Source organism: Clostridium thailandense (genome assembly GCF_019207025.1).
Lineage (GTDB): Bacteria > Bacillota > Clostridia > Clostridiales > Clostridiaceae > Clostridium_AM > Clostridium_AM thailandense.
Genome location: NZ_JAEEGC010000102.1, coordinates 1 through 14,903, shown reverse-complemented (window position 1 = coordinate 14,903; position 14,903 = coordinate 1). Strand labels below are relative to the sequence as shown.

Genomic DNA, 14,903 nt, shown 5'->3' with positions numbered 1-14,903 from the left:
TGACTAAATCTCTAGTGTAGTCTTATTTACCCAATTATAATCACTTCTAATTTTTTTTATATCTTCTATAAGTTTAAACAAAGCCAAATCCTTTTTTTTAGCTTCTAACATAACATCAAAATCAATATCTAAGGGTTTGCACATCTCTATGAACTCAATAAACTCCTGTGAATTAATATAATCTGAATGCTTCCTATCAAATTCACTATCCCTTGGGCTTGAGAAATGAATTTTAGGAGGCAACATTTGATTGTCCCATGTATCAAATATATCTCTAATCATGTCTTCCAATTTATCTCCATTATTGTTGCACTTATGATGATGTACGTCTAATACCATAGGAACCTGAACTTCTTTACATATTCTCAAAACCTCTTTAGCAGTAAAAGTTTTATCGTCATTTTCTAATATCAATTTACTACTTATCTCTTTCGGTAGACTCACAAAATTATCTATAAACCGCTTAGCCGCATGTTCTTTACCACCTTGACTACTTCCTATATGTAATACCATCTTCCCTTTAGGATATTTTAGATCTTCAAATAAATTAACATGAAGCCAAAGATTTTTCTTTGTATTTTCTACAACTTCATCTTTTATACTGTTAACTACATTAAATTGATCTGGATGAGTATCTACCCTCATATTATGTTCTTCTATATACCTTCCAATTTTCTCAAAGTCTTTTTTGAAAATTTTCCTATAATCCCAATTCTCAACCTGAGGATGATTAGCTAACGGTATAAGCTGCGAAGTTATCCTATAAAAATTAACTTCATTTTCTGCATTATACTGAAGTATCTTATATAAATCATCTACATTAGATAGTGTCACCTGTTTTAATTTATTTAACTTTTTCTCATCACTACCTTGTTTTTCATAATTTGCATAAGTTACTGTGCTTGATGCTGTGGTCTTAGGAAGGTTTAATGCTATAGATACATATCCTAAGGAAACTCTCATAAAAATCACCTCTTAATTATAACCTATTCTTCTAAATCTATATCAATTAACTCTGCATTTATGTCATCATCATCTATATTTAATATTGCCATACTTACTGGTAGTTTAAACCTCCTAGGTCCTACACTCCCTGGGTTTAAAAATAATATATTGTTACGTTTTACCTTTAGTGGACAATGTGAATGTCCACTTATAACAATATTAATGCCTGCTACTTCCAAATCTACATCTAATTTATCAATATCGTGAAGAACATATATGAGTGTTTTTTCAAGTTCTATTACTTCTGTTTTCTTTAGTTTATATGCCAAATCACCCTTATCACAATTGCCACGAACTGCAATTACTGGTGCAACTTCTTTTAGTTTTTCCAATATAGAAGAATCTACTACATCTCCTGCGTGTATAATTAAATCTGTATCTTTTAGAATTTCCAGAACTTTTTCTCTTAGCAAACCATGCGTGTCAGAAATTACTCCAATTTTATATTTTTTCATAAAACCTCTCCTTTTGTTAATATATTATGTATTTAAATCTTTATTATATTTAAACATAAATTAATGTATTTTTCATTAAATTAGTGTCTTTCATCTATTGTTATTTAATGTGTAATTTGTAATATAAAATAGGTTCATGTGAATTTTAATTTTCACTTGAACCTAATTTACTCTATATGATTAATACGATATATATTTAAGAAAGGTTTTTTATAAATCAAATTATATTATGTTAAATATTCTATTTTCTACTTTTTACAAGTTTGGGCTTACGGTAGTATGTGTCCTCCAGAGGTAAACTACATCTAAAAATGCCATCTTTTTTATAATATGCATTTTGTAATGCTGGAGCACCCATTGTGCACACAATTTCACCAACACCTTTAGCACCAAATGTCACCATATTAGGGTCATTTTTTTCAACTAAATGAACTTCAACAGGTGGCATCTGATTTGACCTAAAAATACCTAGGGTGCCTAGCTTTGCTTGTGGAATACCATCTTTTAGTGGAAAGTCTTCCGTTAAAGCATACCCAAGTCCCATAGCCACCCCGCCTTCTACCTGACCCGTAGCAGAAAGAGGGTTGATTGCTCTACCTACATCATGAGCTGCAACAACCTTTACAACTTTTCCTTCTTTATCTAAAATAAAAAGTTGCGTTGCATATCCATAAGCAATATGGCTAACTGGGTTAGTTTTGGGAGAACCGATTGGATCCGTTTTAAAATCAAATTCTCCAATATATTCATTGCCTTCTAAATCTTCTAATGTATATCCAAGGTCTAAATCAGCCTTTAATTGCAGCGACGATTGATGTGCTGCTTCTCCAGCAAATACAGTTTGACGTGATGCCGTTGTTGTACCTGAATCGGGAGTATATTCGGTGTCAGGGTGTTCCACAATAATTTGATCTGGCGCTAATCCTGTTGTCTCACAAACTATTTGCAGCAACACAGTTTGTACTCCTTGACCAATTGCACCTGCAGAAGATCTAGTATGAACTTTTCCGTCAATTATTTTTAAGTTGCAGCGTCCAATATCCGGAATACCTACTCCAACACCTGCATTTTTCATTGCAGAGGCAATCCCTACATAATAATTTGGATCTGCTTCATACTTTTCAAAATCTTCTTTTACTGCTTCCAAAGTTTCTACCATAGCAGTTCCTTTATCTGCAATTTGTCCATTAGGCAGTGACTGTCCTGGTCTAATAGCATTACGATAACGTAACTCCCATCCAGAAAAACCAGCCTTTTCTGCTAACTGGTTTATGAGAGCTTCTATTACCACACAAGATTGCGTTACTCCAAAACCACGAAAAGCACCAGCTGGAGGATTATTAGTATAATAAGCATTACCTTCTATATCCACATTTTGATAATTATAAGGACCGCCAGCATGAGTGCAGGCTCTTTGTAAAACTGGACCCCCGAGAGATGCATAAGCACCCGTATCAGAAGTAATTCTTGCTTTCATCCCTTGCAGAATACCGTTTTCATCACAGCCGAGTTTACAATAAATCTTCATTGCATGCCGTTTTGGATGATAGTTTATACTTTCTTGACGGCTAAAAAATACTTTTACGGGCCTCTTGGTGAGGTACGCACAAAGCGCAGCCTGATGCTGAACGCTCATATCTTCCTTTCCTCCAAAACCTCCACCAACATAAGCACTTTGTATCCTTACTTTTTCCATTGGAATACCTAGATAATTACTAAGTTCATGTTTTTCATCATAAATACCTTGTGAACCTGTAATAACCTTAACACCATCTCCATCAGGCAGCCCAACTGCAGTTTCCGGCTCCATGAAAGCATGTTCAGTTGGTGGCAGATAAAAAGTACCTTCTACTACAAACTTAGAATTTGCAAAGGCAGCTTCCACATCTCCTCGTTTTACCTCCTCATGATCAAATAAATTATTTTCTGGAACTCTAAATTTGCCAGAGTGCATGAAACCTTCTCCATGTACTTGAGGAGCACCAATTGTAGAAGCCTCTTCAGGAGTACAAATTGGTTTCAATTCTTCATACTCTACTTCTACCGCTTTTGCAGCAGCTATTGCCTGTTCTTGTGTTTCTGCAACTACCATTGCAAGAGTATCTCCAATACATTTTGTTTCTTCTCCTATATCAATCATACCTGGCCAATCCTGTGCTAGATGACCAATATACCTATTTCCCGGAATATTTTTTGCTGTATATATTGCAACAACTCCCGGCATTTTAAGTGCTTTATATATATTAATTGATAACACTTTTGCACGAGCATACTTGCTAAATACATTCTTTCCATAAAGCATACCATCAAAGCTATAATCATCCGCATATTTTGCTGTACCTAACGTTTTTTCACGAGCATCAACACGACAGGTTCTCTCTCCCACTTTCCCTGTTTGTTTTAATTCAGGAATCTTCGAATTTTCTCTTAACATTTTTGCTGCCAAGAGAATTCCCTCTTCAATCTTTGTATATCCAGTACAACGACAAATATTGGTACGAATTGCTTGTTTTATATCTTCTCTCGTAGGGTTTGGATTTTGATCTATTAAGCACTTGCCACATATAACCATACCAGGAATACAAAATCCACATTGTACAGCTCCTGCGGCAGCAAAGGCATATACAAATACCTCTCTTTCTCTTTCTGTAAATCCTTCTATAGTTTGTATCCTTTTACCTTCCAATCTAGAAAGCTTTTGTACACAAGCACGAGTTGTCTTCCCATCAATAATAACAGTACAAGTTCCACAAGCGCCTTCTTTACATCCATTCTTTACTGATGTTATTCTTAATTCTTCTCGTAGAAAATCTATTAATGTCATATCTGTTTCATTTTGGTAATTCTCACCATTTACATTCACTTTAAACATTTAACATTCCTCCCTATTCAAGAAATAAATATCATTTCTACTAATTTTACGTATTCTCTCAATTTAATTAATGTAAAATGAATTTCTATTCTAATAAGCTTTATATATTACTCTAAGGGCATTTTTAAAGCTCGCTTGGGACATTTTGTTACACATAAGCCACATCCAAAACACTTGTCTTTATCTATATGAAGCTTACCATCAACTGTAATGGCTTTGTATACACAGCTAGTTCTACAAGTTCCACATTTTACGCAATTATCGTAATTCACTACTGGTGGAATTGAATATGTTCGGAACTTTCTTTCCTTCGCCTTTTTATGTGCAAATCCTTTTATTTCATTAACATCTTTATATCCCTTCTCATCAAGAAAAGAATTTAACTCTCTAGTAATTCTTCCATATACCTCAGGACCTTTAAGTATAGCTTCTGTACACACTTGAACGGCAGAGGCTCCTGCCATAATCATTTCTGCTGCATCCTTTCCATTTGTTATTCCACCAACTCCTATTATCGGAATGTTAACAGCCTGATATGCTTCATATATGCATCTTATTGCTAATGGCCGAATAGATACTCCCGAAAGCCATCCATAGCCAGTTTTACTTCCTATGATAGGATATCCTGTGTTAACATCTATTGACATACATGGCCCAAAAGAATTTACCATAACAATTCCATCTGCTCCAGCATCTTCTATAGCCTTCACTATGTTTTTAATGTCTGTTTGCGGACCTATTTTCATAAACACAGGTACATCAAATTCTCTCTTAGCAATCTTTATAGCCTCAATAAATGGAGTTACATCTGTACCTTCATAATGAGTGGAAATCTCAATCGCATCTGCATAAGGTTTTACAAAGGGTGCCAATTCTTTAATTTCATAAGCTGTGTGACCTATACTTATAATTATTGGTACATTAATCTTTTTAGCCTTCTTATACTCTACCTCAAACCACTGTTCCTTCGTAAGCTCTGACCACATTTCTACATTCATAAACCCACTATTTATATTAGCCATACATGGGCGTGGCACTTCAGCAGGATCTACAGATATTGTTTTTGTAACTATTCCTCCTGCTCCACCTTTTGCGGCAGCAATACATAGATCTGCATCCTGTGAACTTGGCCCTGATGCCGTCATAACAGGATTCTGAAAATTTATACCACATATATTCACTTTTAACTTTGCCATAATAACTCCTCTACACTTTTAAATGAATTACTACATTATTTTGTAGTTGCTAATAATTTTTCTGAAAGAACTTTTATAACAGTAATATAGCCGACTCATTCATATGTTTTTTATATGAGCAATTTTTATGCCAAAAAAATATAAAGTTTACCCGATGACTGCTCGTTCTAATACTCCCACGTACTTTGTAAAAATGGCTGTTGTACGGATTTTAGTTTTACAAAATAGTTAAAGCTATCATAATGATAATTTTTTATCATTATGATAGCTCCTTTAATCACCTATCTAATATCTTCATGGAATCATATCACCAGTATTTTTATCATTTTGATAATAAAAAGATTTTTATATGCTTCCCCAAACCTTTAAATCACTTTGATATATTGATTTTTATTTCAGCACTCTATAAATCTTCAAGCTTTCTATAAAGAGTTGCTATTCCTATTCCTAACTTTTTAGCAGCTACCTGCTTTCCTTTTGTATCCCTTCCACAAATATCTAATGCTTTCAAGATGTATTCATTTTCTATGTCTTTAAGAGTCCTGATATCATTAATATTACAACCAACTTTGTTTCCTCCCTTGTATTCTAAAATGCTCTGAGGAATCATATCAATTGTCAATATTCCACTCTCATCGGCTAAGTTAATCATATATTCTATAGTATTTTCAAGTTCTCTAATGTTTCCTGGCCAAGAGTAATTAACTAATATAGCTTTAGCATCAATGTCTATTGTATGCACATATTTATCAAATACGCCATTATATTTCTCAATGAGCTTCATAATAATTATTTCTATATCTCCATCTCTTTCTCTTAATGGAGGTATATCTATTGGTATAACATTTAAACGATAATAAAGATCTTCTCTAAATTTATTTTCTTTTATCAACTGTTTTAGATCTTTATTAGTAGCTGCTATTACTCTAATATCCAGGTCTATAAGTTGATTTGAACCTATTCTTACAAGTTTTCTTTCTTGAATCACTCTTAATATTTTTACTTGAAGATGAAGCGGCATATCTCCAATTTCATCTAAAAAAATCACTCCTTTATTAGCTAATTCAAACTTTCCTATTCTACCATTGGGATTAGCTCCACTAAAGGCACCTTTTACATATCCAAAAAATTCACTTTCTAATAAAGCATCTGGAATGGCTCCACAATTTATTGCAATAAAGGGTTTACCCCTTCTTTTACCTTCTGAATGTATTGCTCTTGCAACCAATTCTTTTCCAGTGCCACTTTCACCTGTAATCAATATTGTAGAGTTTGAATCCGCCGCCTTTAGAATAGATTTTTTAAGATTTAACATCTTCTTGCATTGTCCTAAAATATTGTCAACCTTTATTGATTGATGAGCATTTGTTATTTCATATGCATCATTTTTTAATTTTCTTATTTGGTTAAATATAAAAACCTTTCTATGAGAAGAAATCGCCATAGGAACTAATAATATTTCTCCTAATAAACGATATTCTCTATCCTCTATAAATACAGAAAATTCCTCTTCTCCAATTATAAATTCATTTTTTGATGTGATTTTAATACCCTTACCAACATGCTCCGGTGTAAGTCTAAGCTGCTTCATAGCACTATTATTTATATGGAATATACAATCATTATCATCAATAATTATTACTCCTTTATCCACATTATTTATTATTTGTTCAAGCAAAAGAATCGATGCTTTGTTTCTTTCTGTTTCCAAATATTCGTATATCTTATTTCCAATGAATTCTGCTATTTGATCTAAAAATTGCAAATAAGAAACCATTTTATTTAGGATATTAGATCTTTGTTCTTCAGTGGAGCAAATGAGTCCTATCACACCAATTATTTCATCTTCAAATTTTATGGGAGTGCTTATTTCCAGTTTTTCTACGCAACAATTTCTTCTTTGACACTCTTTACACAAAACATGTTGGCCTGGATTTTCTATTATATGATGTTCTCCAGTTTTTATAACTTCACTATAAACATATGCTTCTTTTAAAATATTTTCATTAATTTTATCTTCATATACTCCTGTACCTGCAATCCTGTTAAAATCTTTATCAATAATTTCAACATCAACATTGACAACATTCGATATTACTTTAGTATATTTAACCACTGTGTCTTGAATTTGCTTTAATAATGATTCCGTCATAGTCATCCATCCTTGTAACTTAACTATTTTATCTAATATAATTATTATAATAATTTATTCTATATAAAAAAAGTGGCATCTTGTACCACTCTAAAATAATTATTTCTTAATAAAACTTAATCAAATATTATTTTTTTGACTATATCAAAATATTCTTCTAAATCAAATTTGCCTTCATCAATAAGATATTGCATTGATGCTCCAATCATTAATGATATCATTATAAATGGAATCATAGTCCTTTTACTTTCATTAACTTCACTCTTATTCAAAACTCTATTTATATTATTACGCCAAAGATTAAAGGTATTCTGAAACTTTTCCCTTACTTCTTCGTTTACTGTTCCTTGAACCCAATAATCAAACTGAAGACAATCTATTTCCTTGTTATGAAGAATCTCATTTTTCTTCTGTTCAAAAAATCCACTAACATTTTCTTCAATTGTTTTATCTTCTAAATTAATATAGTTCTTGCGATCTTCTAAAAACTCTTCTTGTATCTTATCTAAAATAGCTATCATTAGATCATTTTTAGTTGGGAAATAATAATGCAGGTTAGATTGACTCATATTAGCTTCCTTTGCTATCATGCGCATACGAGTACCGCTTATTTTTTCCCTTGATACCACCTTCCTTGCAGCATCCAATATCTTCTCATCTATGTCTTTTGCCATCCTATGTATAACCTCTTTCCTGAAAATAACTATAGTCTTAGCTGTAATCGAAATACTTCATTAACAACTCTAAATCTATCAATATAAAAGCAATTTATTAGGAATAACATCTACTATAGGTTCTAAATCAAATTTAGTTTAACTTTAATGTATAAATAATAAATTCTCTTTAATTTAATAATTTTAATAGAGATTCGTAAGATAATGAAACTTGATATATAATTCCAGTTTCGTAGTTTGGAATCATCACAAATTTATAAAGTTTTCCTGTCTGTGAACTTATTTCGAGCGAACTAGCAGAATATGGAATTTTATCAACAAATAACTCTTTCTTAATATCACGATTTTCATTATTCATCTTTAACTCATATATATTCAAACCAATAGCTTTTTCTACATTTGAATAGCAAATGATTCCTTTAGGATTAGTAATATCTACTTCATCCACTCCTAATTCTAATGCAATTGAATTCATTGTATGAAATGAACCATTAAAGCTTTTATTTTTCTCTACAATTTTCTTAAATTCAAGGGTTTTGCTATACATTAATTTATCCATAACCGCAGAAGCAATATGTTGTTTAGTTTTTTCTGATAAATCTGTTATAACATCTATAATGCTGATAATCTCTTCAATAGACCCACTTTGCTCTTCTGATGCTGCTGCAATTTCCGCAGTCGCTCTTGCTGTTGTACCCGCCATTTCCTGGTTCTTTTCTGCAATAGCTACTACTGCATTACAACCTTTTACGGTTTCGTTAATGCGATGTTGTATTTCTTCTGTTTGTTTTGCACTCTGCCTAAAAGCTTCCAATATTTCTTCTAATGAGCACCCTGCTGCATTTGTCACATCAATGCCTTCCGATACATAGTTTGTTACCTGTTCAATAGAAACTGCTGAAGAATTAATGTCCTTCTTTACTTCATTGATAATATTGCTTATTTCCGAAGCCGAGGTGTTAGATTGTTCCGCCAGTTTTCTTACCTCATCTGCTACCACTGCGAAGCCTTTTCCATTTTCTCCTGCACGTGCTGCTTCGATTGCTGCATTTAATGCAAGTAAATTAGTCTGGTCAGCAATACTTGTTATAAGAGATATAATATCTCCAATCCGTTTCGATTTTTCTGTCAGAGAATTTATTATTAAAGAAGTCTGTGCAGCCGTTTTTTCAATTTCTTGCATAGTTTCAATAATCTTTTTAACCGATTTATTGGCCTCTATAGAAGTGTTCATAGAACTTTGGGATGACTTGTTTGCATTATCAGCAAATTCAGCCGCACTAAAGATCATTTCTGCAATTTTTTGAGAATTGTCTGCTGCTTCATCAACTATTTTTAATTGTTCTCTATTCTCTTCCACAATACTTTGTGTATTTAGAGCAATAAGTTCCGCAGCTTTTCCGTTTTCTGTTGTACCTGCTTTAATATTTTCTAAAGCATCATTTAAATCTATAGCATTATTAAGTATTTTTTTCAAATAAGCTTTAAGCTCATTGTCTTCCATATAATTTCTGTTCGTTAAAGATACTGGTTGATTAGCATCCTTACTTGAGCTCCTTCTATCACTAAAGTATAGTGCAAACCAAATAAATAGCGAATTAATTATTCCGAATAATAAAAGAGCATTAGTATCCTTTAATTTAGTTCCAATTGCAATTATAAAAGCTAATACAAATGAAACTATAACTATCAAAAAATTTTTCACACAAAGTCCTCCTTTATTAAATCTACACCCTTAAAAAAATTGTTCATAGTTAAGGAAGTAAAAGTTCCTTAACTATGAACAACAAATTTCTTAGAAACGCTTCCATACGGCACTTGCTAATTCCCTAGCTTTTGCCATAATACTTTCTTCATCGATGCCAACGAGTTGCCTTTCTTCTACAACAACTTTTCCATTAATAATTGTAGTATCTACATTACGTCCACTTATGCCAAACAATAAATGACTATTAATATTATTTTCATTAATTGGTGTCCATGGATTGTAATCTACAACAATTATATCTGCTAATGCGCCTTCTTTTAAGATTCCAACTTGGCCATCGATAAATTTTTCGGTAATCTTTTTGTTATTTTCAAATAACATTTGTGGAATTTCTGTCCATGCTACTTTAGAATCTGCAGCAACATGTTTGTGTATAATATTTCCAACTTTATAGGACTCCATCATATCCGAAGTATATCCATCTGTTCCAAGTCCCAATAGTATTCCTTTTTCATACATTTTAAGTATAGGTGATGCTCCTACAGCATTTCCCATGTTAGACTCTGGATTATGAACAACTATTGTGTTCTTCTCCTTAAGTAAATCCATTTCCTGCTCTGAAACATGAATACAGTGTACTGCAAAAGTCTTATCTGAAAGCACCCCTGAATCATACCATCTTTCTACAACACCTTTACCATATTTAGCTTTCGAATCCTGTAAATCCTCAATACCTTCACCTGTATGCACATGGAAACCTGTATTTAATCCTTGTATCGCATCAAGGCACTTATTTAAAGTTTTATCTGATATTGTCATAGAAGCATGAAGCCCAAACATACCCTTAAGCATGTCATCGTTTTTGCTGTTACAATATTTAATGAAATCTACATTTTCAGCAATTCCTTCATCAGCAATTTTCTCTCCATCTCTATCAGAAGTTTCGTAACATAAATTACTTCTGATACCAATCTTTTCTGCAGCTTCTGCTATTTTAAACAAGCTACCTCTAACTGCGTATGGACTTGCATGATGATCGAAAGCAGTGGTGACTCCATTCTTCACCTGATCAATCATTGGCACAATTGCACTATAATAAACATCATCTAAAGTCAACTTTTTATCAAGTCTCCACCACAATCCTTCTAATATGTCTACTAAGTTATTTGCCGGAGGACTATCATTAGCCATTCCTCTGGCAAAAGTACTGTAATAGTGCATATGAGTGTTGATAAACCCAGGCATAATTAGTCTACCCTTTGCATCAATGAATCTGGCATCTTCATATTTGTTCTTAAGTTCTTCTGTTAAACCAACTTCAACGATTTTATTACCATCAACAGCAACACATCCGTTGTCAATAATTGGTCTTTTATTATCTCTAGTAATTACTTTACCATTTCCAATTAATAACATTCACAATCCCTCTCTAACCTTATATTTTTAAATTTCTACAGCATATAGCTATATTTCTCTAAACAACTCTTAATTACACTCTTCATTTGTTTTGAAACAACATTTTCTTCGCCAATAGTGTAATCTACAATCTCTCCATTTTCAGTTCTTACTTTGCAAAGTCCCTTATCCTTATTTATAATTAAGAATCCTTTATTTGTACTATCAACAAAATCTTCTTCATTCCAGAAGGCTGTTATCTTATCTTTATATGGATTTCCCTTATAAGGACAGAAGATACCGCAGTTACCACATTCGTTACACATTCCATCTATGTGTACTATTTGATGCGAAGAAACAAAGTCTCCTTCTACTTCAATCATAATATTTGCTCTATTAGGACAAACATCAACACATAGTTCGCAAATATTATTACATGAAAGACATCTTTCAGCTTCTTTTTCTGAGTTAATAGCATCTTTTAATATACCTTTTCTACTGTATATTGTCTTTTGATCTACAGAAATAACTTTTTTCTCAAAATCATTGCTTAATCCTTCTTTCGCTAATATATCTTTAGCTACTGTTTTTCCATCTGCAATTGCCTTAACAATAGTAGCTGGTCCCTTTTTCATATCTCCAGCAACATACACATTTGAAATACTTGTTTCACATGTATTATTTACTTTAGCGAAACCTTTAGCATCTAACTCTATTGCATTCTTTTCAAGTATTTCACTATCTACTTTTTCACCTACAGCAAATATAACTGTATCAGCATCTAATTCTACTGTATTTCCTGTAGCAACAGGACTTCTTCTTCCGCTCGCATCTTTATCACCTAATACCATTTCATCACAAACTAGTATTCCATCTTTAATTGCAACTGGTGAAAGAAGTTCTTTAAAAAGTACGCCATCAGCAAGAGCTAATTGAATTTCCTCTCTATCAGCTGGCATAAACTTCTTAGTCCTTCTGTAAACGATAGATACTGTTTCTACTCCAGCAACTCTCTTAGCAGCACGGGCACAGTCCATTGCAACGTCTCCGCCCCCTATAACACAAACGTGTTTTCCTAAATTCATATCTCCCTTTTTCGCTTTATGTGTCTCTAGGAATTGAATTGCATTTACTGCTTTTTCACTTCCTTCTTTAAGTGATACACTTCCTGGCTTCCAAGCACCTATTGCTAATACTACATAATCATAAGCCTTCTTTAATTCATCTATATTGAAATTCTCATTTACACCAAATTTAAATTCTACTCCATGACTCTTAACAAGCTCAAAGTCTTTTTTAATCATTTCAGAAGAAATTCTAAACTCTGGTATAACATATTCTATAACACCATAAGGTTTTTCTTTTCTATCCATTACAGTTACGTCTACCCCGTTTCTTCTTAGGAATAGAGCTGTTGCCATTCCTGCAGGGCCAGCACCTATAACTGCTACCTTTTTTCCACTCTTTATCTCTGATACTTTAACATTCTCAATAAATTTATCTTGAGAATTTAGTACTGCAATCTTTTTCATATCTCTAATTGAAACTGATTCATCATAATCTAATCTAGTACATTTGTATTGGCAGTTATGATTACAGATGCTTCCTGTAATTGCTGGTGCAGTATTATCATTAGCGATTACAGCAAAAGCTTCATCATATTTTTTATCACCAACTAAAGCCACATACTCAGGAATTTGCTGGTTTATAGGACATCCTATAGTACAAGGTGCTGTTGCACAATCATAAGTAGGTAATTCTAAAGAAAGCTTTCTGCTGTCCACAGTTCTTAAGTCTTTAACGTGGTGTTTATCATTTATACATTCTTTAGCTAGCTTATCAAGTAATTCTGTATTAATGCCTGCAAAGCCTCCTTTTAATTCTCCCTCAACCTTTTCAGCCATTTGTGTAATTCTCTCATATCCACCTGGTTTTAATATAGTAGTTGCAACTGTAATTGGCTGAATTCCTGTAGCTAAAATTTTATCTATGTTAAAATAGTCTGCGCCACCAGAATAGGATATTTGTAAATCGCCATCAAAGTCCTTAGATAATCTTGATGCCAAGGTAATCGAAAGTGGGAAAAGAGAACGTCCTGACATATACATTTCTTCTCCTGGCAATTCACCATTATCAATTTTAACTGGTAAAGTATTAGTTAGTTTTACTCCTATTTCTAGATTTAGCTTTCCTGCAACCACTTTTAATCTCTTTAGCATTGCTATTGCATCCGAATATTGTAAATCGTTTACAAAATGATGCCCATTTAAAACTACATAGTCATAACCCATTGCATCAAAAGTATCTCTAACAAACTTTTCTCCTAAAAGAGTTGGATTCATTTTTATAAAAGTGTGTAGATTTTTTTCTTTAAGCAGATATTCTGAAATTCTCTCAATTTCTTGCGGTGGACATCCATGAAGAGTAGATAATGTAATTGATGGACAAACAACTGGTGAGATTTTATCTAAATCTTCTTTAGTAAAGTTAGTAAATGAATTTATGTTATTAAGAAGTACTTCTCTACATTCCTTCCAAACAGCTGTATTTGACGCATTGCGCATTCCTTCAATATAGGCATCTATTTTAGGAGATTTTATACCTTCTAAGTCATAACCAACACTCATATTGAACATAAAATCTCTTTCTTCACTTAATTTAAGTTCCTTCATTAAAACATGAAGTAAAAACCAAGCTTTTATATACTCGTCATAAGCATCTGGTACTCTTAGTTCTGTAGACCATTCTACATTATAACATTCGTCTTCTGCACGAATACAAGGTTTAGCTACAGGTAAATCTTCTCCATCAATAATTTGCACTGTTTTAAGCTCGATAAATCTGCTTCCTGTTAAATATGATGCAACAATGTTTTGAGTTAATTGCGAATTAGGACCTGCTGCAGGACCTAGTGGTGAAGTTAACTTTTCGCCAAATAGCTCAATTGATTTTCCACTTTTATTTCTATAAAATTTACCTTGATGAATACCAAAAATAGATCCTCTTTCTTTTAATTCTTCAGTAATCATTGTAAGAATTTTTTCAAATGAAATTACTCTCATCTTATCACTCATTTAATTTCCCCCTTAAGGCATATATTAAAAAATAAATTTTTATATTACGTAATTCATATTTAAATTTTACGAAGTGTCTCAAAGCACTTTGTTACACTCCGTAAAATTCAAATGCTTATTTTATTTACCTGAAAATCTTTGAGGCTTGTTTTTTAAAAGTTCCTCAAGTGTTTTCGAAGGATCTTTAACCTTACTCAAGAACATCATAGCAGCTATAATATATGGTTTGAAGCTTGCTTCTTTGTAAAGTGGTGTACGATAACGATCAAATACGCTAGCATCGACTTCACCAGCCTCACAGCTTACACCAGTGATATCAGCTGGAAGACAGTGCATGTAAAGAGCTTTTCCCTCTTTAGTAAGCTTCATCAT

General features: G+C 32.7%; 9 protein-coding genes and 1 pseudogene. All 10 read right to left on the bottom strand.

Annotation, left to right across the window (positions count from 1 at the left end):
- Window positions 1–3: 3 nt before the first annotated feature.
- Window positions 4–963: a UV DNA damage repair endonuclease UvsE gene (gene uvsE, locus I6U48_RS18725; RefSeq protein ID WP_218321999.1), complete on the bottom strand. Its 960-nt coding sequence runs from the start codon at window positions 961–963 to the stop codon at window positions 4–6.
- A gap of 23 nt (window positions 964–986) precedes the next feature.
- On the bottom strand, window positions 987–1,460 hold the full coding sequence (locus tag I6U48_RS18720; protein ID WP_218321998.1) for a metallophosphoesterase family protein: 474 nt from the start codon (window positions 1,458–1,460) through the stop codon (window positions 987–989).
- Between the two features lie 241 nt (window positions 1,461–1,701).
- A complete protein-coding gene (gene xdh, locus I6U48_RS18715; protein WP_218321997.1) occupies window positions 1,702–4,332 on the bottom strand; it encodes a selenium-dependent xanthine dehydrogenase in 2,631 nt (876 codons plus the stop codon).
- A gap of 107 nt (window positions 4,333–4,439) precedes the next feature.
- Complete coding sequence (locus I6U48_RS18710; protein WP_218321996.1) at window positions 4,440–5,528, bottom strand: 4Fe-4S binding protein; 1,089 nt, start codon at window positions 5,526–5,528, stop codon at window positions 4,440–4,442.
- Between the two features lie 403 nt (window positions 5,529–5,931).
- A complete protein-coding gene (locus tag I6U48_RS18705; RefSeq protein WP_218321995.1) occupies window positions 5,932–7,680 on the bottom strand; it encodes a sigma-54 interaction domain-containing protein in 1,749 nt (582 codons plus the stop codon).
- Window positions 7,681–7,796: 116 nt separating this feature from the next.
- On the bottom strand, window positions 7,797–8,354 hold the full coding sequence (locus I6U48_RS18700; protein WP_218321994.1) for a TetR/AcrR family transcriptional regulator: 558 nt from the start codon (window positions 8,352–8,354) through the stop codon (window positions 7,797–7,799).
- A 169-nt stretch (window positions 8,355–8,523) separates the two neighbouring features.
- Entirely contained in the window at window positions 8,524–10,059 is a 1,536-nt protein-coding gene (locus tag I6U48_RS18695; RefSeq protein ID WP_218321993.1) for a methyl-accepting chemotaxis protein, read from the bottom strand.
- Window positions 10,060–10,149: 90 nt separating this feature from the next.
- Window positions 10,150–11,478, bottom strand: coding sequence for a putative aminohydrolase SsnA (gene ssnA, locus I6U48_RS18690; RefSeq protein ID WP_218321992.1), 1,329 nt, complete (start codon window positions 11,476–11,478; stop codon window positions 10,150–10,152).
- A gap of 35 nt (window positions 11,479–11,513) precedes the next feature.
- The gene (ygfK, locus tag I6U48_RS18685; protein ID WP_218321991.1) at window positions 11,514–14,531 is read right to left on the bottom strand and encodes a putative selenate reductase subunit YgfK; all 3,018 of its coding nucleotides are present in this window, start codon (window positions 14,529–14,531) and stop codon (window positions 11,514–11,516) included.
- A 120-nt stretch (window positions 14,532–14,651) separates the two neighbouring features.
- A pseudogene (locus I6U48_RS18680) lies at window positions 14,652–14,903 on the bottom strand (knotted carbamoyltransferase YgeW); the annotation flags it as partial.